Raw genomic sequence first — 23767 nt, forward strand, 5'->3', positions numbered from 1 at the left:
GTGGAATGGGCCTCGGCCCGCCATCGTCCCGTTCGCTGCGAATCACCCATTGCAGCGAACACAAACTCGCGCGTCGTTCTGCAGGCCTGCGGCCTGGTCGCCGGGGCGAGTGGCCGGATTGACTACAGCGCGCGTGAAGCTGGAGCAGGAATCGCAAAAAATCTCGCCGCAACGTCGGCAATGGTGGCGTCGTCGCAAGGTGCTGAATATCACGCCGCACCACAGGCAACCGGCCCGCGTAGCATCGACGATCCACGGCTGCCTCGTTGCAGGTACCGCGGGGACGACCGTCCAGTTCGCCCTGGCATCTCTTATTACTTTGACGATCCGGTCGACCTGACGCTGGTGCAGGCCTGTCAAATAGCAATCCCAAACGGCGAATCTCGCCATATCGATGGGCTGACGTCCCTGGTAAATCTGAATATTCGACATCCCCGGGAACAACTCGATCGCACGGCCGTGCACATCGATCCACATATGGTGGAAAGATGGCGGCAAATCGCCCGCCGCTCCGCCATCCATTCGTGTCTTGTACTCAACAAATAGCCGATACGGAGTCACGGCCGTACCGCCGGCAGCCGAGAGCGTCAGGCCATTCGCTTCAATGGCCAGCCGCATCACTGCATCGACGGCGACCGTGCGCGCAGCATCCGGGGTGTCGCTGGCGGTCATCACCCATGTCCCTTGTACCTGGCCCAACCGGTCGGCGTTGGCCTGATTACGGAACCAGCTGCGCCCGTGATGATCCAGCGAGTTTCTTCCGTCCAGACCCGTTGTCACATAGTCAAACATAAGAGAGGGCCAGACGGCGCTGTGATAACACCCGGTCAACGCCCAGTTCCAGCATGCGAGCTGGCCCCAATCCCCCGCGCGATACAGGTTGCCGACCTGGTTCTGAATAACCTGCATTACCAATGGACTCAACGTAGGCACATCCAATTCCTTGCAAATGAAATGTGATTTCTCATGGCCCGCGCCTGACCAGACCTTCGGCGAGTGAAAAGCCTCTGGCTGGAATAACGAGTAAAGGCCCATTCGGATCTTCCGCGGATCACTCAGCCTCAATAGCAGTTTGCCGGGCCCTCAGGGCTTCCTGACGACCGGCGTCGGGTACAGCCGGTAAACCCTGATAGACCGATCAGCCGTGGCTATATGTTGACCATAAATCTTCCATGCGCCCGCGCGTCTTACGCCGACGATATAGAGCTTGTTTGTCCTGTGGTCATAGCCGTCGACGCCATCCCCCGTGGGTCCGTAGACCTCCATGGCACCTCCAGCGGCATTCGAAAAATCAGCTGCTGTGGCCCCTTTCTGACCCACTAACTCTCTGGCCAGCCTGCGCCCTGTCTTTCGCTTGGAGACATCGCCATTTCTGGCATCGGGATAAGCATGCGCGGCATAGACCTTGCCATCGCCCGCAAGTTTGTAAGCCAGACTGCAACCGGTCATCTGGGTGGTAATCATGATGTCGGCATTACCACCCAGAGCCACGCCGGTCATCTGCGAATGGTCGCTTGCTCCGACTATCGAGTCATGCCACGCGATCGCTGGTATCTGGATGGCCTCGAAATAGCATCCATGTTGTTTTCTTAGCGCAGTCATGGGCTCGATACAGAATCGATTGAGCCCCCCGTCATAGCTAAAATGACAAGCAATTTTTCCGGGGGAATCGTTTCCGGAAACCAGCAACTCGTTATGGTTCAGCCATCTGACCGGATCACTCAGTAACCCGTTGTGGAGCAAGTCAAAACAAGCGGTACCGCTGGTGTCGCCGGCCCAGTAGGTTTTTTCGATCAACTCTCTCAGCTTTGCGTCTAGGTTTCCCGCAGGCAGGGTCAGATAGCCGGTCTTCTCGACCAGCGGTTGGCACAGCACAGTGGACAGCAACATGCAGGCGCGCCGCCTCTTGCGATCGGTGTCATTACCCGCATTCTGGTTGTTCCGCTGCGAGAGTCCGTTACTAAAAGCATCGAAGGTTATCTTCGAGGCGAAGTTGCCTTTGATCCAGGTCGATCCGTAATCAGCCGCCACGTGCCGAAGGTTATATGCCACACCGGGATAGTTCTTCACGAAGCCAAGGGTCTCAACCACCCTGGTCTTTGAATCCTTGCTCATCTTGTATCTCCGGTGCGATACGACGCCGCAAACCAGGCACGATGACCATGCCCAACCTATCCGTTGCAAGCGTCAGCTATAAGGAGCATGGATCAGAAAATCCCGGGCGGTGTCGTAGTCCAGCATGGAAGGAGAGCCGTACCCTACGGGCGGCACATAACCGACGGCAAAGTTATCAATCGCGCAACCGCTCTTTCTCAACAGATAGACCGCCTTGAGTAAGCAGGAAAGATCTGGCATGTAGTGGCCGCTGTTGTTGTCCACTTTCACCAGCCTGTGCGATATCCCAACAGTCATGTGACCGGCACAGATCAGCCCCTTGCCGGAGGGAATCGTCGAATGATGGACTTCACGCATGTCCGTGGGTTGCTGCTCGATGGCTAAGAAATTGCCATCCACGGTAATCACATAAATGTAGTCGCCCGGCGCAAGCCCATCGCTGGGTCTGGCGAACGGGCGATTCATCCAATGCACGCAACCGCTCAGAAAGCTGATCTGCTGATCGTCGCGTTCCAATGGAGACAGGTAGCGGGTCTGCCTTGGACCAGGATTGTCCTCGCCGCGATAATGCTTCTTCATCATGACCTGCGTGCGGTCATAGCGACGGCCGAAGACGTCCGTTGCTCCACCCTGGCTTCGCCATTGCATTTCTTCAGCGCTTATAGACATGAGCTGCGTCCGTGACCCCACTTCGAAAAATTTCGCTTCGTTGGATAGCTATTTCAGATTGCCCGACAGGGCATAGCACCCGACTGCTTCGGATAACACCTACGTTCCGGTTCGCGGAAATTCGCGGATAAAACCTTCGCCGTTCGTGTCACCCGGAGCCCTTTTCCCCCGCCGATCCGTTCTGCCGGCGGCCGTGATCATGCCGATCCCCTTTTGCACCTCCCCTTACGTTCGGCTTTGTAAGGCTGTCGTGATTTCCCTGGCGATAGCGCCCCGTTACCTCCTTGCGTGCGGCGGACTTCTCCTTTCCCTCTGCTATTTGCGCTGACTTTTTTTGACCCTTTTCGAGATCGGCCAACACAACCAGCGCCTGGTCGCCACATTTCTTGTGACGATTGTCTTCTCCATCGACGCTCTTGCCGACAAGACCACGAGCGGCGACACCGCATACATTACATACTGGAGTTCCCATTTTGTTTTACCTCTTGTCAATCGACAAATTGAACAAAGTAGCGCTAAAGAAGCGGCCACTATTTCACCCACTTAACTAGTCGAATACGTAAGAGAATGCCCCATCACTTATATGCACTCGGGCACCCGTTATCGGTCTACCGTCCATCATTTTCGTTAGAAATTCACGACTGACATCCGGCAGCATGCTATTGGTCAGAATCGCATCGATCATGCGTCCGCCCGACTCACTCTCGGTGCAACGACTGACCACCAGCTTCACCACGTCGTCGTCGTACTCGAACGGAATCTTGTAGCGCCCCTCGATCCGCTTCTTGATCCGGTTGAGCTGTAGCTTGACGATCTGTCCCAGCATCTCCGGACTCAACGGGTAGTACGGAATCGTTACCAGCCTCCCCAGCAACGCTGGCGGGAAAATTCGCAGCAACGGATCACGCAACGCCTTAGCCATTCCCTCATGATCTGGCATCTGCTTCGGGTCCTTGCACAGGTCCGCGATGACGTCGGTGCCAGCATTGGTGGTGAGCAGGATCAGGGTGTTCCTGAAGTCGATGGAGCGACCTTCGCCGTCTTCCATCACGCCCTTGTCGAAGACCTGAAAGAAAATCTCGTGGACATCGGGGTGGGCTTTTTCCACTTCGTCCAGCAACACCACGCTATACGGCTTGCGGCGCACGGCTTCGGTGAGTACGCCGCCTTCGCCGTAGCCGACATAGCCGGGTGGCGCACCCTTGAGTGTCGAGACGGTGTGAGCTTCCTGGAATTCGCTCATGTTGATGGTGATGAGGTTTTGTTCGCCGCCATACAGCGCTTCGGCCAGTGCCAGCGCGGTTTCGGTTTTGCCGACGCCGGAGGTGCCGGCGAGCATGAAGACGCCGATAGGCTTGTTGGGATTGTCGAGTCCGGCGCGAGAGGTTTGTATGCGTTTGGCGATCATCTCCATCGCGTGGTCCTGGCCGATGACTCGTGTACCCATCAACTTCGCCAGGTTCATCACGGTCTCGATTTCGCTCTTGACCATGCGGCCGACCGGTATGCCCGTCCAGTCGGCGACCACGGCGCCAACGGCGACGTAATCTACCGTCGGCAGGATCAGCGGATGCTCGCCTTGCAACTCGGCGAGTTCTATCTGCAAGCCCTTTAGCTCGTCCAGTGATGCGGAACGTTCGGCGTCGCTCAGTGCGGGTGTCGGCGCGATGGCCTCGGCATCGGCTTCCGCATTCGCCGCCTGTTCCAGCTGGCTGCCAGTGCCTTCCACCGGCGCCAGGTCGCCGCGCAGCCTGGCGCGGATGGCGAGGATTTGCTCGACCAGCACCTTCTCGGCTTGCCAGTCGGCATCGAGCTTTTCCAATCGTGTCTTCTGCGTCGCCAGCTTCTCGCTGGCGGACGCCTCCCGCTCGGCGACATCCACACCCACCGTTTTTTCGCGACCGATGATGCCCAGCTCGGTTTCCAGTGCCTGAATGCGCTTGCGCGTGTCGTCCACTTCCGGCGGCACCGCATGCTGGCTGATAGCGACGCGCGCGCAGGCCGTATCGAGCAGGCTTACCGCTTTGTCGGGCAGTTGTCGCGCGGGAATATAGCGATGCGACAGTTTGACGGCAGCTTCCAGCGCCTCGTCGAGGATCTGCACGCGATGATGTTTCTCCATCACGCTGGCGACGCCGCGCATCATCAGAATGCCTTTCTCTTCGCTGGGCTCGTCCACTTGCACGGTCTGGAAGCGACGGGTAAGTGCGGGGTCCTTCTCGATATGTTTCTTGTATTCGGCCCAGGTGGTCGCGCCGACGGTGCGCAGGTTACCGCGCGCAAGTGCCGGCTTGAGCAGGTTGGCCGCATCGCCGGTGCCTGCCGCCCCGCCCGCACCGACCAGCGTGTGCGCTTCGTCGATAAACAGGATGATGGGCCTGGGCGAGGACTGTACTTCCTCGATGACCTGGCGCAGGCGGTTTTCGAACTCGCCTTTCATACTCGCGCCAGCCTGCAACAAGCCCACATCGAGCGTACGCAGCTCCACGTCCTTGAGCTGAGGCGGCACGTCGCCGGCGACGATGCGCAGCGCGAAACCTTCGACCACGGCCGTTTTGCCCACACCCGCCTCGCCGACGAGCATCGGGTTGTTCTGTCGACGACGCATAAGAATGTCGACGACCTGACGAATTTCCTCGTCGCGGCCGACGATGGGATCGATCTTGCCGCTGCGCGCCTGTTCCGTCAGATCGACCGTGAACTGCTTAAGCGCCTCTTGCTTGCCCATCTGCGCCGGGCCCATCGCCCCGCTGGCTTCGCCAGGCGTGGCACCACCCATGTGAAAACCGTCGCTGGCGTGCTGGCCGTCTTCGGGCGAACCCGAAACGACCTCGGCGAACCGCTCGACCAGCGCTTCGGGCTTGATCTTGTCGAACTCCGCGGAGATCGCCACCAGTACATTGCGCAGATGACGCGTGCGCAACACGCCGACGATCAGATAACCGGTGCGCACCTGCGCCTCGCCGAACATCAGCGTGGCGAATACCCAGCCGCGCTCGACGGCTTCCTCGACGTTGGCGGAAAGATCGGAGATGGTGCTGGAACCGCGCGGCAGACGATCCAGCGCATCGGTGACATCGCGCGCCAGGTTCGATGGATTCAGATTGAATTGCTTGACGATGCGGTGCAGATCCGAATCCTGCAGCTGGAGGATCTGGTGGACCCAATGCACCAGTTCCACATACGGGTTACCCCGCAGCTTGCAGAACACCGTAGCGCTTTCGATGCCGCGGTAGGCAAGCTTGTTGAGCTTGCCGAACAAGGCGCTGCGACTGATGTCGGCCATGAATGCTTCTTCCTATGTTTTGATGATGCGCCAATCCACACTGTTTCGATGCCCGTATCGAGCGCCCTATCCCGACGGTCGCAACACCACGTCGTCGGCGTCGGCAATGCTCCACGCGCGCTGCCCCAGCCAGCTATCCAGACCCATTCGCCCGGCCTGACCCAGGCGAACGACCGGCACCTCGTCCGCCTTCAACACCAACTGCAAGTCCCAGGATTTCTCGTCGCCGACGAAGGTTCTGACGGTGGCGGCCAGTTGCCGCAAGGTTTCGCCGCCAGGAAGAAGGCGCTGAAAGGTCGCCCGGTCCAGCGGCCCCAGGCGTAGCCGGAAGCGTTGCTGGCAACCGCGCACCTGCGCGCCCAGTACCGCCGTGCGGCCCAGCTCGGCCACCTCACGATCCGCTCCCAACCGGCAATACGCATCGCGTGGAAGCGGCATCCATTCGGCGACAAATTCGACGACTTGCACGGGAACGCTGAAGAAACGTTCGAGTAATCCGCGCAGTCCTTCGGCATTACGCGCCAGCTGCAACAGACGGCCGGCAAAGAAACGCTTGGCGTGGTCCGGCAGCGCGTCGCGCTCTTCGAGGTGCGGCGTGGCCAGACCAATCAACGCACCAACGTAGAGTCGGAAGCGATCCTCGTCGGGCCGATCGAACTGCACCGTGGGCTGCGCATCCGCCCATGCCCGGTAGAACAGGCTCAGCATGCGGTGATGGAAAATGTCCGCGAAGGCGACGAAGGCACCGTCCTTCGCATTGAGCTTGCGATCCATTGCATATTCGGTGAAGTGCAGCGGCAACGGCGCATTCGGTCCGAACAGGCCGAGGAAAAGCCCGTACAGCCGGCCGGGCCGGTTGTCGCCGCCCGGTTCGTAACGATCGATGCTGCGTGGTGCGAAACTCAACGACGGCGTATGGCGCAGCCGCACCGGATCGTCCGACGGTCTGGCCGAACGCCCCAGCCGCGGCTTCCCGGGAAACGCGCACTCGATCGCACGAAGCGCCTCGAAAAATTCGAAGGCCTCGGGCTGTTTCCGCAGCGCCTGTTCCAGCGCTACAGGATCTGCCGTGTACCGAGCCGGGCTGGCCATCGGGCGACCTCGTTTCGTTCCAGGGTGCGCAACACGGTTTCGGTGAACGAGTTCACCGAAACGTAGCGTGCGAAGAAGTGCTGCATCACCGCGCCGAGCAGATAGGCGCCGGTGCCTTCGAAGGCGCTGTCCTCGCAGGTAAGCGTGACCTCCAGCCCTCGACCGAAGGCGATCGGGCCGGGTACCGGAATGCGCCGCACGATCGGCTGCGCGGCGACCGACTTGATGCCCTCGACCTGACGCAGTGCCGCCGCGTCGAAGGGATCGCAATACAGGGCCAGCATTTCGCGCAACGCTGCCGCGCCCTGCCCGCTGCCGTCCTCGAACAACGACAGATAGTTGAGTTGAAGGTGGCTGAGTAGGCGCCAGGCGGTCTCGCCGGTGGCCGTCGCGGCGCGCGGCCGGGTCGGACCGGCAACACAGCGCACGCGCTCCACCGGCACTCCGGCCTCGAGCGTGAAATCGGTATGCGACTTGCCCACCGGCATGTGCAACGGCAGATCGCGATTGGTGCACATCAGCTGCATGCCGAGCTGACGCAGACCGGTGGCATAGGGCGCATCCGCCGCATCCACCAGCGATACGTATAGTTCGCTGCCAACGTAGCTGGACCGTGCACCCTGCCGTTGTTGCCGCGCCGATAGCAGGCGCGGCTCGCGGCGCACCGTATAGAAAGCGGCGTGACGACTGTGCCAGCTGCGCGTATCGCCGCCGTAGAAGGGCAGAAAGCGCTGCTCGGGTTCCTGCCGGTCGCCGAAACCATCGACCTCGCCGACGCTGTGAATCTCGAAATCCATCGGCCGCGTGCGGTCGGCGAGGATGTGATACTCGGTCTTGCCCGTCGCGAGATGGACGCGGTCGGCACGGCGCGGAAACAGATTGATCGCCGGTGTGCAGAACAGGCGAAAGTGATCCGCACTCACTGTGTTGTGCAGGCTGGCGACGCTGCGATCGAACAGCACGACGATCTCGAACGCATGTCCCTGCGCCCGCTGCAGCAAGCTGTGCAGACCGGTGAATTCGGCGAACAGAAAGCGCTCGGGACAGGCAAAGTATTCCTGTAGCAAGCGGTAACCGGAGAATGAGCGCCCGTCGTAGGGAATCAGCGCTTCCTCATCGGCGAAGCCGCGTTGGCGAATGTCGCGGCCATCGCGGTACTGGCTGATCGGCCCGCTCGCGCCGGTCGCACGCACCACATAGCCCACGGCGTTGCCGTGAAGTTGTTCGTAGATCTGTTTCGGTAGTTCATCGGCGCCGGCTATGAACACCGGAAGCGCGTCGAGCGCCAGCATGCCCGCCTGCACGCCAGCCTGCGTCTCGAACTTCAGGCGCAGGGCAGCGCGAACGGTCCGGCCAGCCGGCACGTCGATGCCAGCGGCGGCGATGGCCGCGGGTGTTTCCAGGTACTTGGCTTCACTCAACGCCAGCGGCCACAGCGTCACTTCGTGCGCGGTGCGGTATTCGCATGCGGTGCGCTCGTCGCCGGCGATCAGGCTGCGCAACGACGTATGACGCGGCACGCGGCAGCCAGTCGCCAGGGTGCTTTCCTTCAGATCGGGCTGCAGTTGCACCACCGCCATCGACGGCACCGGCGCCAGGTAGTGCGGGTAGATCATCTCCAGCAGATGCTGGGTGAATACGGGATATTGCGCGTCGAGCTTGAGTTGCACGCGTGCCGCGAGGAAGGCAAAGCCCTCCAGCAGGCGTTCCACGTACGGATCGGCGCACTCGAACCCTTCCAGGCCGAGGCGGCCGGCGATCTTCGGATAATCGCGCGCGAACTCGCCGCCCATCTCGCGGACGTGCTGCAGCTCACGGTTGTAGTAACGCAGCAGGCGCGGATCCATACGATTCAGCCGTAGCCCTCCGTGACATCGAGCCGGCCCGTTTCCAGGTCCACTTCGGTCTTCAGATAGAGGTTCAGAGGCAGCGGCTGGGCCCACATCTCCGATTCGATGTCGAACACCAGCGATTTGCGATCCATGCGTGTTCCATCCGTACGCACCGTGACGCGCAACGTGCTGGCGACGAGCCGTGGCTCGAAGGTCACGATGGCTTCCTTGATCCGTTGCTGCAGGACGCTGGCATCGATTCCGACCAACGCAGCGCCGGCCAGGTCGGGGATACCGAAATTGAGCACCGAACGCACGGCCTCGGGATAGTCGTCCAGCGATTGGTGTGTGCCCAGATTGACGCAGTTGAGCAACCAGGACAGATCGCGCGTCACGCACTCACGCAAACGCGCGGCGGAGATGACACGGCGCTCGCGACTCTCTTCGCTGCGCCCCGGCTCGTCGTCGGTCAGCCGGTCGAGTAACGAGGGCTGCAATCGTTCCTGGGTCGTCAGTTCGGCCACGATGCGCTCCGGCTGTTCACGCGCCGTCGAACACGTTCCGCGGCCCGGTGGCAGTGATGGAATCGAGGGGCGGGACGGATGTCCCGCCACGTTTATGTCGCAGCCGATCAGATCTTCGCGACGCCCTGAATGTCGTACGTGAACTCCTTCGCGCCGCCCTTCGCCGTGCCCTTGTCGTCCTGCGGCTGGAAGCTGTATTTGAACTTGCCGAAGTGCAGCGTGATGTTCTCGGTCAGTCGGTCTTCACCACCGGAACCGCCGGTGGATACCGAGGTCACCAGCACGCCTTCACTCAGTTCAATGGTGAGGAAGTCGCTCTGCTCGCCCGTCGCATTGGTGACGTAGAGCCACGCGTCATCGACGCGGCCACCGGTGCAGCAAGCATCGATCAATGCGTTGGAGCAGCCGTCCACGTACTTGGTGATCGAGATGTCCTGCACGTGCGCCTTGCCGCCACTGGCGGAGCCAGCGCCGCTATGCAGATCGCCGGAGTTGCTGGTGCCCCACGACCAGGCCAGGATCGGCACCTCGCCCTTGTGCTTCTTGTGATTGGACGCGCCTTCGATCTTGACCTTGCCGGTCCCGAACTTGATGTGCATGTCGAATGCCATGAAACCGCTCCTCTGGTGCAAACGTTAGTTGGCTATAGCCGCCGGCCGTGATGCCGGCCGGCGATGTCTTCTGCGATATGTTTCGATTAGGCCTTGGCTGCGGATGGCAGACGCGATACCAGCCGCAACGACACGGTCAATCCCTCGAGCTGGTAGTGCGGTTTGAGGAAGAACTTCGACGAGTAGTAACCCGGTGCGCCCTCCACTTCCTCGACCACGACTTCCGCCGCAGCCAGAGGCTTGCGTGCCTTGGTGTCTTCGCTGGAGTTGGACGGGTCGCCGTCGACGTAGTTGGTGACCCAGCGCGTCAGCCAGCTTTGCATCTGCTCGCGATCGCTGAACGAGCCGATCTTGTCGCGCACGATGCACTTGAGGTAATGCGCGAAGCGGCAGCAAGCGAACATATAGGGAAGACGTGCGCCAAGCGCCGCATTGGCCGTGGCGTCAGGGTCGTCGTACTCATCGGGCTTGTTCAGCGACTGTGCGCTGATAAAGGCCGCCATGTCCGAATTCTTCCGATGCACCAGAGGCATCAGACCCATTCTGTCCAGCTCGGCCGAACGACGGTCGGTGATAGCGACTTCGGTGGGACACTTCATGTCCACGCCACCGTCGTCGGTCGGGAAGGTATGCGTGGGCAGACCTTCCACGGCACCGCCGGACTCGATTCCGCGAATACGCGAGCACCAGCCATAAGCCTTGAACGATCGATTGATGTTCACCGCCATGGCGTAGGCTGCGTTCTGCCAGGTGTATTTCGACGAATCGGCGCCGGTGGTGTTTTCTTCGAAATCGAACTCTTCCACCGGGTTGGTCGTGGCGCCATAAGGCAACCGCGACAAGGTGCGCGGCATCGCCAGACCGATGTATTTGGAGTCTTCCGACTCGCGCAGCGAGCGCCACGCGGCGTAATCGGGCGTCGAGAATATCTTGGCGAGGTCGCGCGGGTTGGCCAGTTCGGTCCAGCTATCCATGCCCATCAGCCGGGGCGCAGCCGCCGCGATAAATGGCGCATGCGCTGCCGCCGCCACCTGGGCAATGCCGTTCAACAGCTCGACATCGGGCGGACTCTGGTCGAAGTAGTAGTCGCCGACCAGGCAGCCGTACGGCTCGCCGCCTAGCTGGCCGTACTCTTCCTCGTAAACTTTCTTGAAGATGGGGCTCTGATCCCAGGCGGTGCCCTTGTAACGCTTGAGCACCTTGCCGAGGTCTTTCTTGGAGATGTTGAGCACGCGGATCTTCAACTGCTGATCCGTCTCGGTGTTGTTCACCAGATAGTGCAGACCACGCCAGGCGCTTTCCAGTTGCTGGAAGTCCGCCTGGTGCATGATCTGGTTGAGCTGCTCGCTGAGCTTGCGATCGATCTCGGCGATATAGGCCTTGATCGTCTGCGAGACATCTTCAGTGACTACGTCGGCGCGGCTCAGCACCTGCTCGGCGAGCGTGCGTACGGCCGACTCCACTTCCTCTTTCGCGCGCTCGCTTTTGGGCTTGAACTCTTTGTTCAACAGCGCCGCGAAATCGCCCGCGTCGAGGGTCTGAGCCTCGGCGCCGGCTACAGCCAGTTTTTCGGTTGCCATGTCCGTCACTCCCCGTTCTTGCCGTCGTCAGGCTTCGGCGCCGATGTCAGCGACTGCAGCAAGGCCGGATCGCGGATCGCTTGCGCGATCAGGCTCTCGGCACCGGCCTTGCCATCCATATAGGTATCGAGATTGGCGAGCTGGGTGCGCGCCTCGAGCAATCTGGCCAGCGGTGCCACCTTGCGCGCCAGGGCCGCGGGCGAAAAGTCGTCCATGCTCTCGAACGTAATATCCACGTTGAGGCTACCTTCGCCCGTCAAGGTGTTCGGTACGGCGAAGGAGACGCGCGGCTTCATCGCCTGCAGGCGGCTGTCGAAATTGTCGACATCGACCTCCAGTGCCTTGCGCTCTTCAAGCGAAGGAAGCTCACCGGCATTGGCGCCGGAAAGGTCGGACATCACGCCCATCACGAAAGGAATCTGTACCTTCTTCTGTGCGCCGTAGACCTCGACGTCATACTCGATCTGCACGCGCGGCGCCCGGTTGCGGGCGATGAACTTTTGACTACTCTGGGTTGCCATTTGAAGTCTCCCGTCGAACTTCCGCGGTTTCGTGGCGAGCCGGACGGCTCGCGCATGCTGACATTACGGCCGTATAGCCGTCTTTATAATGACGTCATTCAAGCGACAAGACCCTGCCTGGACCCCGCCATTTTTCGTTTGCCAGTCTAGGGTCGCCCGCGCACGACTTACCCGTCATTTCGTCTCACCTGAAGGCCCGATGTCGCCCGAGCCGGTAGATCGAGGGGCAGCATCCGCCACTTCGCCCCTCAACGGAGCGTGCGACAACCCCGGTTTCGCGCCGTTCCGACTCCGCGAATCATGCGTTGCGGCGGCCAATCCATTGCATCGCCGACTTACCCGTCATGTCCGAGATCGTCTTCCACGAGCAGATTCTTCCCGAACCCGGAGACAGTGCCGGGCCCCTACCCCGCAATCGCGGAAGGCATGTCCAGCGTCGTCAACCGATGGCTGGCAAAGGCGCGCAGGAACATGGCGCCCCATCCGGCCGATGAGATCCATCGTCATCCGCTCTGGAACGAACGGGAGCTTTTCGAAACGACCATCCTCATGTCGCTCGAGTAGTGCATTAGTTCTCTGCAAAATCGGCAAAAACATCTCCCTGGCCACTTTACGATCGCGGACCGCCATCCGGCATGGCGGGATTCGCCGTCGTCGTGCGCATACATGGATAGGCAGGTGCTGTTACCCAAAAGGTAACGCCACGCCAGTTCGTCCATCAAGCCAGAGGAATCCTGCCGTTGAACGCGCCTGTCTCCCACTCATTCGCATCATGCGGATCGAACCTTGCCTTTCCGCCTGTGGGAGCAGGTGTGGCCCTATCGTGTCCGATGCCCGGCGGCGACGCGATATCGTTATCCGTCTTCATGCCCGCCATCGATCCGCGATATCGGCGCATCAAGAGCTACATCGAAAAGAACCTCGATGACAGCGAACTCGACGCGGCATCGATCCAGGCAGTGTTCGGTCTATCCCGCGCCACTCTCTATCGGCTGTTCGACGAAGTCGGCGGCATCACCCGCTATATTCGCGACTCGCGACTGACGGCTGCGTATAACCACCTGCAGCAACACCCTTCCTGCAATCTCACCTGGTTGCTGTACGAACTGGGCTTTGCATCGGAACGGCAATTTCAGCGCTCTTTCCGGGCACGATTCGGCGTTTCACCCGCGCAATGGCGGGAACGTTGTCGACACCGCGAAGACGGATATGAGTGTGTTCTGGATTTCGCATAAGCGGCCCCGGTAGGTTCTTAGTCCAGCTTGGCAAGCCGGCGCTGAAGCCTCTTCTTCCAGTCGGAATCGGGCTCGACAGCGATCAACTCTTTCAGAGCCGCCATTTGCGCGACATCGAGCGCACCTTTTGCCAACGGCAAACAGCATAAATTCTTCCAAGTGCTAAGGGGGGGGTACCGCCGCGCATGGCAACACCCTGCACGCTAAGCTGGCTTAAGGCACCGGACCAACAAGGGGTTGGGACGAAGAAACTGAAGATAGTGGCAGGCACTGTACTCACTACGTTCCTCGCTTCCGCCGCTTGCTATGCAGAAGAGGTTACGTACTACCTGACCAATCCGCTTGGCACACCACTCGTCGTCACTGACGCGCAGAACAACATCATAAGACGGCTAGATCAGAAGCCCTATGGACAAGGTGTTCTGGATGTAGAGAGAGGGGCCGGATATACCGGGCATGTAGTAGACGAGGATACGGACCTCATCTATATGCAAGCCAGATACTACGATCCTGAACTCGGGCGATTTCTATCGACTGACCCTGTTGCATCAGTTCCTGGGACTCCTGCGACACTCAACAGATTCGCATACGCGTTCGATAATCCGCTCAGCAATCCCGACCCTGACGGAAGAGTCGTCGTCCCTGCGAACGATCGGGCTAAGCGGCTACTTGAACGCGCAGTTGCGTCAAGTACGGTGGTCCGCGGCCAATATGAGCGATTGAATGGTTCGACTAATACGTTTCGGGTCGAGAACATATACGTAAGTAGTAAAAACGGCGGTCAATCGCACGTAGTAGCGGATCAATGGCAGGACGCCCTGAAGAAATCCTATGGCGGAACAGGGAAGGGAAGTGGCGGAACGATCTATATCAATCGGTCCAGCGAGGCGGTTCTCGTGGCAGAAACAAAAGGCGGGGAACCTACAAAGACGCCGCTTTCCCAGGAAGAGGTCATCTCTCACGAATTTGCTCATGCTATCGACAATGACACCGGAAATACTTCTGGATCCCGAGAAGAACGAGAGCACAATGCACGTGAAATCGAAGATAGCTATCGTGACGAGAAAAAACTGCCCGGGCGGCGCAACAATGTGGATGGAAACTAGTGAGCGCAAGATCATTACTTATATCGACACTATCGCTCTTGACAGCGATGCCAGCTTACTGCGCTGGAGCAACGCCGCCTGATCGCGGACTCGATCCCCGGCTAGGGCGCGTGCGCGACGAAGTTACCCGCCTCGCCGACGTCGAACGAGACTATCGCGGCTGCATTGCGTCCGCGGACGATTCACTAAAGCGTGTCGCTGAGGCCATTCGAGAAGTTGAGCATCCAAAAAACGTCACTCTCTCCATCCTTCTCGTCACGTTGGGTGGCGACTATGTCTCCGGGACGTACGCGATCGTAGGGCGACGGGGAACACAGTCCTTTGTATACGATGGCAATCGGCAGAAAACCTATCCCTTGCTCACTCATACAGCGGCGGAAATCACACGAGCAACAACTGTCGCAGCGAAGCAAGTGGCGCCGCCTCCGGCCCCGTCATCAACTCAGGTAGCCGATCATGTCTCCTGCACGGTAATCGTCGACCTGACATCGGGCACCAGCCGACTCCTTTCGTCGCTCTCGGACAATGCGGGGCTGGACAGTACCGTGGTGTCTAAGGTTTCGGACATTGTCGATGAAACGGTCAAGGTACATTCCGACGACGATTAAGTGAAACTTACCGCATCTTGGGGGCAGCCCCGTACTGTCCACGGAATCGGGGATAGTCCACCCTGCCCCCATGTTGCGATCCGAACGAATGCACTAACATCGCGCTACTGCAGAGAGCCCAACTTCGATTCAGCTCAGCCGCCAGCATGCGCCGCCGCACGCGCGATCAACTCATCGTCGGGTCGCACGCCGGTGTACAGCACGAACTGCTCCACGGCCTGCAATGCGATCACTTCGGCGCCGGTAATCACGGGCTTGCCCTTCGACCGCGCCAGCTTGATCAACGGCGTTTCGGCCGGCAGCGCGACGACGTCGAACACGAGCATTGCTTGCTCTACCTGTTCGCTACTGAAAGCCAGACGTTCGGCGTCGGGACCGCCTTCCATGCCGATGGGCGTGACGTTGATCAACAGATGCGCCTGCACGTTCTGCGTATCGGGTGCCCAAGCGTAACCGCACATGTTGGCCAGCTTACGACCGGCCGCTTCGTTGCGTGCCACGATGGTGCCCTGCCTGAAGCCGGCGTCGCGCAACGCGCAGGCGACCGCTTTGGCCATGCCACCGCTGCCGCGCAGCGCAAGGACCGTGTCCGACGATACGCGGTGCTGTTCGATCAGCTTAGCGACCGCAATGTAGTCGGTATTGTATGCACGCAGGAATCCGTCGTCGTTGACGATGGTATTGACCGACTCGATGGCCGCCGCCGACGTGGCGATCTCGTCCAGCAACGGAATGCATGCTTCCTTGAATGGCATCGAGACCGCACAGCCGCGAATACCCAGTGCGCGTATGCCGCCGATCGCGGCTGGCAGGTCCTTGGTAGTGAATGCCTTGTAGACGTAATCCAGGTCCAGCGCGTCGTACAGGAAATTGTGAAAGCGCGTACCAAAATTGCCCGGGCGTCCGGATAGCGACATGCATAGCTTGGTATCGCGGCTGATGCTTTTCGACATTTATTCGTTCCTGTGACAAGCCTCTGTGCAGGCCGGCAACCGAGCGTGACGCGCGATACCCAGCGCCACGTAAAAGGCCGGAAAGCCTGTCAGGATGCCATCAAGGAAACCCGCTTTCAACGTCACCGCAAGGCAACCACCGACCATGCTCGGCGCCCTGCCGCCTTGCGCCGGACTTGAGTTCACCTCGTGTCAGGCCGCAAAGCATCGGTGGCGGCGGCCAACCTGCGCGACGCTTCTTCCACCGCCTGGGCCGTACGGGTTACCGCGGTACGTGCATCGCTCCACTTGCGCTGGTCGAGCGCATCGCGAATCGCAGGTAGCGTCGATACCTCGTAGCCTTCCTTAAGACTGGGCGCCGCCAGAAGATGGCGATACCAGGGACGGCCTGACAACCCTTCGCCGAGCAGCGCGGGCTCTACCTGACGCAAAGCATCGTTGGCTCGACGCAACGTTTTTGTCCCGGCCGACGTACCGGTGTCTTCGTAGCTTGCATAGGCACGATCGTAAGCCTGTGCGCTATCGGCGAAGCGACGTTGCGCATCGCGCAATGCACTCAGGTCGATAACGGGAACATCGTCCTCCAGACGCCCGGGCTCTGTCTGTCCGCGCCAGCTCACCGCCGCCAGCGCATACGCATGGCTATCCAGCAAAGCATTGTGCTTACGCGCCTGCTCGCCGAGTTTGCGGTTATAGGCCTGCAACGCATCGATATCCTTGCCGAGCACATTCGCCTGATCGGTATAACGCCAGGGGAGGAGATCGGCATTGGCGACACGCAGCACGACCCGTGCATCCGTCTTGGCCAGTGCATCGATGTACTTCAGGCCCGGATCGCCGAAACGCTGATAATGGGTGTAGCTGTCGTACAGCGAATGATAGACCGGTACGCTTTGTTCATCGCCGTCGCGGTCGTAACCGTAACGCACGTGCAGCGACGGAATGCCAAGGTGGTGCGTAAAGGCGACGAAGTCCGATCCGGTACCGAGCGGAGACAGCGGCAAGTCGTTCGCCGGATCGGGGCCTTTACCCTCACCTGACGCCACAGCGAGTTTCGCGCGCAGGCGATTTTCTACGCTCGCTCCCGTTTCCGGATCGCGCACGTCGGCGGCGACGCCGCCGATCAATCGCGCCAGTGCCGGAGCGCCCGCGGCACTGAGGAATCCGCGGCTGGTGGTGTCGTTATTGAGATAGAACACCGCTTTGCGACGTAGCTCGTCGGCATGTTTGTCGGTCCACGCACGCGAACCGAGGATGCCGAGCTCTTCACCGTCCCAGCTGGCGAAGACCAGCGTTCGCCGTGGCTTCACTCCCTGCCGATACAGCTCGCCGATGGCTTTCGCTTCGGCAAGCATGGCAGTTGTACCGGCCAGAGGATCCCATGCACCGAATACCCACGCATCGTGATGCACGCCACGCAGTACCCACTGATCCGGCTCGTCGCTACCACGCAGGGTGGCGATGACGTTGTACAGCGTTTCCCAATGCCAGTCCGACGTCACCGCCAGGTGCGCCCGAGCCCCGCTGCCACCGATGTGATACGCGAAAGGCAAGCCGCCCTGCCAGCGCGATGGTACCTGTGGACCACCCAGCGCCCTGAGGAAGACTTCGGCGTCGCCATAGCCAATGGTCACTACCGGAATGGACTGGCCGGGCAATTTCTTCTGCGCCTGAATTCGCGCGCCAGCCCGGGCATCGAGGGTATCGTCGATACCAAGCGTGCCGCGCTGGATAGTACGTGGCGTACGCCACGCACCTTGCGGATAGACATCGCCTTTGACGTAGCCGTCTTCACCCGGATCGGAAAAGATCACGATGCCGACAGCACCATGCTTCTCCGCCAGACGCGGTTTCACCCAGCGACCGGCACCGCTGGAACGCACCAGTACGATCTTGCCTTTGACGTCGAGACCCGTCCTCGCCAGTTCGTCGTAATCGGCCGTCAATCCCTGGTTGACGTAAATCAGCGGCGCGCTTACGTCGCCATCGGCGCTATACGCTTCCATGCCCGGCAAGACATCCTTGCGTTGCGTCGTGTCGGGATCGCCTTCGACCGCGGGCTCGGTGAAATTCGCCGCATAAGGATGCTCTCCCAGCAGTTCGAACTTTTGCCGATCCGGATAAGCGACAAGTACCCGGAACGTCTCGACACGCGTGTCCCAGCCGAACTGACGAAACTGAGAGGCTATGTAATCGGCATTTTCCTTGTTGTGTATCGAGCCGATGTGGTTGGGTGCCGACGTAAGCCGCTTCAACCACCCGTCGAGATCGGCGCTTTCGATACCTGCATCGACACGGCGCTCCAATGCGCGCTGCTGCTCGCCGTGCGCACCGATAAAACCGTAAGGTGGCGACACTTGCGTGGATTCCTGCGCCCAGGCTGTAATCGCTGTCAGCAGGAGAATCGCTGTCGCGGCAATCGACCTCGATGGATGGAAAGAACGAATCATTGCTTCTTGACCTCGATATCTTGATGCGCGTGGGCGGCGATCAGAACTTGTAAGTGACGCGACCGTAGTAATAGGCACCGTTCCAGCTCATCGGCGAGAACAAGCTATACAGGAAGTTGCCGTTCGTGGAGTTGGCATAGATCACCTGCTGGGGATGCGCATTGGTAACGTTGTCGCCGCCCACCGTGAAAGTCCAGCGATCGAGGCGATAGTCCACCGAAAGATCGAGCGTCCAGCGCGACGCGAAGGTCTGGTCGAGCTGCGGTCCGCTATTGCTGTACACGGTATAGCTGCCGTAACCATTGACGTTCGCATGCACCGCCCACCGCTGGTGCAGATAGTCCAGCCCCAGATCGAGCTTGGTGCGCGGATTGGTATCGCCCAGCAAACCCAGTCGCTCGCGACGCTCGACACGCTGCACGGCCACGCCAAGCTGATCGAGGATCGCCGGATTGGGCTTTACCGAAAGCACCTTATTCTGGTTATAGGACCAGCTTAGGGTAGTGTTCAACCGATCGCCGTTACTGAAATCGAAACCATACTGGCTGACCACATCGACACCGCGCGTGCGCGTATCCACCGCATTGGTGAAGTAACGAAGCGACTGATAGTTGGCATCGATACCGTTACCGGTGAGATAGCTCGCCACCTTTGGCGTATTCACCGGAATATTCGAGGACAGGTTGATGCGATTGGTGATCTTGATCCAATAAGCATCCACACTGAGCTGCCACGCATCGATCGGATCGAGCACCACGCCCACGGTTGCGCTTCGCGACTTCTCGGGCTTGAGTTTTTCCGCGCCGAGCAGTTGCGCCACCGGCGCGTCGACCGGGAAGGTGCCCGACTGGACCAGCACCTGACCATGACCAAGATCCTGAAGCTGGCTGGACACGTCGGCGTAGTGCTGCTGCACCAGGGTCGGTGCGCGGAAGCCGGTGGAAACCGTACCGCGCACAGCCACCCGTGGCGTGAAATCGAAACGGCCGGACAGCGATCCGGAGGTCGTCTTGCCGAAGTCGCTGTAATCCTCGTGCCGCCCCGCCAGCGAAACGGCAAAGCGATCGGTGAGATTGGTTTCCAGATCGATGTACTCGGACACATCGTGACGCTGCCATCGACCAGAGCTGTTGCCGGTGATGCCGCCGTTCGAACCGTACTGCGAATACACATCGCCCGGCGTCACCTGATAAGTCTGCCGCAGGTACTCGGCACCGAACGCGACCGACACCGGATTAGGCAGCCAGCTGGGGCGAAATTCCTTGCTCAGGTCCAGATTGACGACGTCCTGCGAACTCTTATACGTCGCGCCGACGATAGAGAACGGCGTGTATCCATACGTGCGATACCAGTCCGCATTGATCTGATCGAAGCGCGATCGGTAACGGTTCTTGCCATAGTTGAGCGAGAAGTCGTAATGCCATCCATCGCCCACTTCACCGCGCACGCCGCCCACCACCGACAGGTCGTCGACGATGGGCGTCGCCAGCGGCAGATAGCCATTGGGATAGATGGATCGTACGTTGGTCGAATCGTTGCGATGACGGTATAGCAACGCGCTTTCGGCACGGTCGCGCCGATACAGCGCGAAGCCGTAAACCTCCACGGCCTTGCTGAAGTCGTACTCCGCGTTCACACCGAGCTTGGTCGATTTCACGGCCGGATCACCCAGGCGATACACCTTCTGCCCATAAGTACTGCCCACCGCCGACGTACCAAGATCGCGACCGGCACGATTGGTGTAATCGTCGTTGGCGAATTCCCCGGAGACATGCACGAATCCCTTGTCTCCCAGCTTGAATCCGGCATCGCCCGAAAGCTGCCGCTGCTTGCCATCGCCCTTGCTGTAACCGCCGTACTGGGCGCTGACACTGCCACCCTCGCCCCCCTTCTTCAGGATCACGTTGATGACGCCTCCAATAGCATCCGATCCATAGCGCGCCGATGCGCCATCGCGCAGCACCTCGATGCGTTCGACCGCCGAGATCGGTATCGCGTTGATATCCACCGGATTGGAACCGCGACCGATCGCACCGCCCAGATTGAGAAACGAGCCGGCGTGCTGGCGCTTGCCGTCGATAAGGACCAGAACCTGATCGGGACTGAGCCCCCGCAACGTCACCGGACGCACGACCTCGGCACCGCTGATGGTGGTGGGCTGCGGAAAACTGATCGACGGAACGAGTCGGGCCAGCGCCGCACCCAGCTGATTGCTACCCGAACTCTGCAGCTGATCCGACGAGATCACATCCACCGGCTGCAGCGAGCTGCTGACCGTGCGGTCGGTGCTGCGCGTGCCGGTAACGATCACGGCGTCGAGCTTTGCGGGGTCTTTCGCGGGTGTTTCTTGCGCCAGCAGAGGCTGGCTCAAGCCAAGCGCGGAAGCGATGCCCAGCGCCAAAACACGCGGGACCGGGCGAATTGCATGGTGCATCCTGAACTCCTGAAGCCGATAACTATCGGTGATGGATGCGCCAGCCATGTCCATAAAAAAACCCGCGTCGGACTGGCCGGCGCGGGTTTGGTAAGCGGGAAAGACCTATAAGGCCAACGGTCAGCAGACCGCCTCTTCCACACTTATTCCGCGCACAAACAGGCCACGACAACAGTCGGCGGCGAGGTTTGCGGTACGCGGAAAATGAATGTTCACGGGGCGACTATAGGGATATATGAAATTCGTGTAAAGAGCGGATGGACGTCCATACGACCGTCCGCCTGTGACAAACCGCCGCAACTCGTCGGTTCCGTTACTTATGGTTCTTCGCGCAGTACGGAGGCGATCTCGCGCTTCTGGTTGCTCTTTGGTTGAGGATCGCCGTTGGGCGGCTCGTGTTGGCAGCGGCTTCGTCGGCTCACTCTCGTGCGTCGTGGAGGCCGCGACCGGGTTGGCCCTTGGGGCCTTCGGCACCGTCGGTTGCGGTTAGCTGTGGGCAGAGCACGAGCCGAGCCTACGGGTGGGCGTGGACCCGGATGAAGTCACCCATGACCATGCGTCGACGCGATGCTTTCCCCCACGTGACCGCAGCATCCGGCAGAGCCGTCGGCCACCACCCTCGACGCGACTTGCGGAACCGAGCGCTGTGGGCGGACAAGGCCCGCAGGGGGCGGACCTGGACGGTCCGCCGTTTTTGCTGAGGCAGGGATGCCGAATCAAAAACCCCCGCCCGCAGCGCGGGCGCGACGGGGCGCAGCCATCAGACAAAAGCCGCACAGCGGCTCTCCTTCCCCGAGCGACGGTGAAGCCGGAGCGTCGAGGGTGGTGGCCGACGGCTCTCCCCGAAGCGTCCGAGCGCGAAAGCGATGGCAAAGCCGAGCCGTCCCAAAAAAAGGCATGAAGAACCCGACACGATTCCCCGGCAAAACGCTACTTGCCTGCCGTAGCTCCGACGCCTTTGGGAGCCACGAATGAGGGCCTCGCAACAGCATACATTTCGCGCGCAATCTGGCTTCGCAACGCGACACGATCCTCGCCTTCCTTATAGAGATCGAAATGCCCACGACCGGCCTTGAACCGGACATCGCCTCCATCCGACAACTCGTCGAGAACCGCCTTCAGTCGATGCGCCGGGCCATCGAGATAGAACGTGTCCTCGGTGCCCACGATGACGTGGACTTTCCCGCGAAGCTGATCTTTCAGGCGTGGCCAGTCCCTTTGCAGGTACCGGACGATGTCGTAGTGCTCGCTCCAGTAGGCAAGGACCTTTGGGTCGATCGCTCCCGTGTCGCGGTCGAAGAGCTGCTGCGGACGTCCGTCGATGCCCTTGGGTGAAAACACCCATTCATAGGACGCCATTTGTCCGCCGAATTCCCCCAGCACTCTTTCCAGCCGGGCGAAGTCGCGGACCGTCCATATCACCTCGCCGCGCTCGCGCACCAGAGGTGCCTCCGAACCATCGGATCTTTTGTAAAAGTTCGCCTGCTTGCCGTACAGATCCACGCCGCTGAAGTCGTGAAAATCGGTAGGGTCGGGCGAAGTCGCCCATGCGCCGCCAAACATGGAGGGGTAATGCGTCTGAACCCACAGCGCTGCCCAGCCGCCTGAAGAATGACCGGTGAGAAACCGGCCGCTGGCCTTGCCATCCATTCTGAAGGTGCTCTCCAGATGCGGAATGAATTCCGTGGTGAGCGCACTTCCCCATGGACCGTTGTTTACCGAATCGGCGAACTCGTGCGTCCCGGTCGGACTGGACTCCTCAAGCAGCACCCAGATCATCGGAGGAATTTCTCCCCGCTTCATGCGTGCCCAGATCGACGCCACGGCATCGGGATAGTCCGCAACCGTCGCACCGTAACCATGGGTCAGATATATGGTGGGATAGCGCTCCGAAGATCCCTCCTTATAGCCCGGTGGTACCAGGACCATCGCCCTCATTTCGATCCGTCGACCCCAGAAAGCCGAAAGTGCGGGGCTGGCGAAATTCACTTCGGTGACGTTGGCTCGTGCCTCCGGCTCAGCCGCGCGCAGCCATTCGGGAGCGCCCGCCGGAAATAGCCATGGATCGTGGGAGGGGATGGCTTGCGACAGACGAAGCGAGGGGATGCTTCCACTTCCCACCTGAACCAGTGTGACCTCGCTGAGCAGATCCGGCGCCTTCCTTCCGGCATACGCATAGTCCCGGTCGACATCGAGGACAGCCTGGAATGCGTATGCTCCATGCGGAAGCGTCGAGAACGCCTGCGGCCACGCCATCGCATCGAGATCCACATCAATGGAGCTCCGGGCGTCCATAGCTCCGACTTCGCGCGCAGCCACGAACGTTTTCACCGTCATTGGCTTGATGGGATTGATATCGACCGCATCCGGAAGCTTTACCGCTCTCCCCGGCTCATGGGACCCGTCGACCGGCATGGCAAAGATAAGAAGTCGCCCACCGCCATTGCCACTGACACCCGACGAAAGGGAAACCCGGACGAACGCGTGATTCGCGTCCGCATCCTTGGCGACGCTATTCTGCAACGATGCGGCAAGAAGACATACGGCAGCCAGGGCCGCACGGAATGGCAGTTGCATGGATCACTCCCCGATACGAAGTTCGTATTCGACGCGCGCTTCGCGCCCAAGAGATCGTGAGCAATCCGCATGCCATGGCCGGCGCGAGCATTCAGGCCAGACAAACTCCGGCCGAACCTGTCCGCGGCTATCCGGAGCTGTCCGCTACCGGGAAACGGACAGTTACGCGCCGAG

The 23767-nt window shown here is 60.4% G+C and carries 17 protein-coding genes; 3 read left to right on the forward strand and 14 right to left on the reverse strand.

Going from position 1 to position 23767, the window contains the following annotated elements; genetic code table 11:
* Window positions 1–42 precede the first annotated feature (42 nt).
* The 10 genes from EC912_RS05160 to tssB form a co-directional block, all read right to left on the reverse strand.
* Window positions 43–1035, reverse strand: coding sequence for an FYVE zinc finger domain-containing protein (locus EC912_RS05160; protein WP_132142079.1), 993 nt, complete (start codon window positions 1033–1035; stop codon window positions 43–45).
* A gap of 48 nt (window positions 1036–1083) precedes the next feature.
* On the reverse strand, window positions 1084–2115 hold the full coding sequence (locus tag EC912_RS05165) for a hypothetical protein (protein WP_132142080.1): 1032 nt from the start codon (window positions 2113–2115) through the stop codon (window positions 1084–1086).
* Window positions 2116–2187: 72 nt separating this feature from the next.
* Window positions 2188–2784, reverse strand: a complete 597-nt coding sequence (locus EC912_RS05170) for a hypothetical protein (RefSeq protein WP_132142081.1) — start codon at window positions 2782–2784, stop codon at window positions 2188–2190.
* 547 nt (window positions 2785–3331) lie between these two features.
* The gene (tssH, locus tag EC912_RS05180) at window positions 3332–6070 is read right to left on the reverse strand and encodes a type VI secretion system ATPase TssH (RefSeq protein ID WP_132142083.1); all 2739 of its coding nucleotides are present in this window, start codon (window positions 6068–6070) and stop codon (window positions 3332–3334) included.
* A gap of 66 nt (window positions 6071–6136) precedes the next feature.
* Window positions 6137–7162 (reverse strand): type VI secretion system baseplate subunit TssG, encoded by a 1026-nt coding sequence (tssG, locus tag EC912_RS05185; protein ID WP_132142084.1) that lies wholly within the window; start codon window positions 7160–7162, stop codon window positions 6137–6139.
* A complete protein-coding gene (tssF, locus tag EC912_RS05190; RefSeq protein ID WP_132142085.1) occupies window positions 7126–9009 on the reverse strand; it encodes a type VI secretion system baseplate subunit TssF in 1884 nt (627 codons plus the stop codon). Before tssF ends, tssG begins: the two co-directional genes overlap by 37 nt.
* A gap of 5 nt (window positions 9010–9014) precedes the next feature.
* On the reverse strand, window positions 9015–9518 hold the full coding sequence (gene tssE, locus EC912_RS05195) for a type VI secretion system baseplate subunit TssE (protein ID WP_132142086.1): 504 nt from the start codon (window positions 9516–9518) through the stop codon (window positions 9015–9017).
* Between the two features lie 107 nt (window positions 9519–9625).
* Window positions 9626–10129 carry an Hcp family type VI secretion system effector gene (locus EC912_RS05200; protein WP_132142087.1) on the reverse strand — a complete coding sequence of 168 codons (504 nt, stop codon included), beginning with the start codon at window positions 10127–10129 and terminating at the stop codon, window positions 9626–9628.
* A gap of 86 nt (window positions 10130–10215) precedes the next feature.
* Window positions 10216–11709: a type VI secretion system contractile sheath large subunit gene (tssC, locus tag EC912_RS05205; RefSeq protein WP_132142088.1), complete on the reverse strand. Its 1494-nt coding sequence runs from the start codon at window positions 11707–11709 to the stop codon at window positions 10216–10218.
* Between the two features lie 5 nt (window positions 11710–11714).
* Entirely contained in the window at window positions 11715–12230 is a 516-nt protein-coding gene (tssB, locus tag EC912_RS05210) for a type VI secretion system contractile sheath small subunit (RefSeq protein ID WP_132142089.1), read from the reverse strand.
* Between the two features lie 812 nt (window positions 12231–13042).
* Here tssB and EC912_RS05215 point away from each other — a divergent pair.
* From EC912_RS05215 to EC912_RS05225, 3 genes are all read left to right on the forward strand, one after another.
* Window positions 13043–13465, forward strand: coding sequence for a helix-turn-helix domain-containing protein (locus tag EC912_RS05215; RefSeq protein ID WP_132142090.1), 423 nt, complete (start codon window positions 13043–13045; stop codon window positions 13463–13465).
* 185 nt (window positions 13466–13650) lie between these two features.
* On the forward strand, window positions 13651–14571 hold the full coding sequence (locus EC912_RS05220) for an RHS repeat-associated core domain-containing protein (protein ID WP_132142091.1): 921 nt from the start codon (window positions 13651–13653) through the stop codon (window positions 14569–14571).
* Between the two features lie 110 nt (window positions 14572–14681).
* Window positions 14682–15179 (forward strand): hypothetical protein, encoded by a 498-nt coding sequence (locus EC912_RS05225; RefSeq protein WP_132142092.1) that lies wholly within the window; start codon window positions 14682–14684, stop codon window positions 15177–15179.
* Window positions 15180–15313: 134 nt separating this feature from the next.
* Here EC912_RS05225 and EC912_RS05230 read toward each other — a convergent pair whose 3' ends face one another.
* The 4 genes from EC912_RS05230 to EC912_RS05245 all read right to left on the reverse strand — a co-directional run bounded on the left by EC912_RS05230 (window position 15314) and on the right by EC912_RS05245 (window position 23593).
* Complete coding sequence (locus tag EC912_RS05230; protein WP_132142093.1) at window positions 15314–16132, reverse strand: shikimate 5-dehydrogenase; 819 nt, start codon at window positions 16130–16132, stop codon at window positions 15314–15316.
* A gap of 182 nt (window positions 16133–16314) precedes the next feature.
* A complete protein-coding gene (locus EC912_RS05235) occupies window positions 16315–18582 on the reverse strand; it encodes a transferrin receptor-like dimerization domain-containing protein (RefSeq protein WP_132142094.1) in 2268 nt (755 codons plus the stop codon).
* A 40-nt stretch (window positions 18583–18622) separates the two neighbouring features.
* Window positions 18623–21016, reverse strand: coding sequence for a TonB-dependent receptor plug domain-containing protein (locus EC912_RS05240; RefSeq protein ID WP_165973514.1), 2394 nt, complete (start codon window positions 21014–21016; stop codon window positions 18623–18625).
* A 930-nt stretch (window positions 21017–21946) separates the two neighbouring features.
* A complete protein-coding gene (locus tag EC912_RS05245) occupies window positions 21947–23593 on the reverse strand; it encodes an alpha/beta hydrolase (RefSeq protein WP_132142096.1) in 1647 nt (548 codons plus the stop codon).
* Between the last annotated feature and the right edge of the window lie 174 nt (window positions 23594–23767).

It is taken from the genome of Luteibacter rhizovicinus (assembly GCF_004342265.1).
GTDB classification, from domain to species: Bacteria; Pseudomonadota; Gammaproteobacteria; order Xanthomonadales; family Rhodanobacteraceae; genus Luteibacter; species Luteibacter rhizovicinus_B.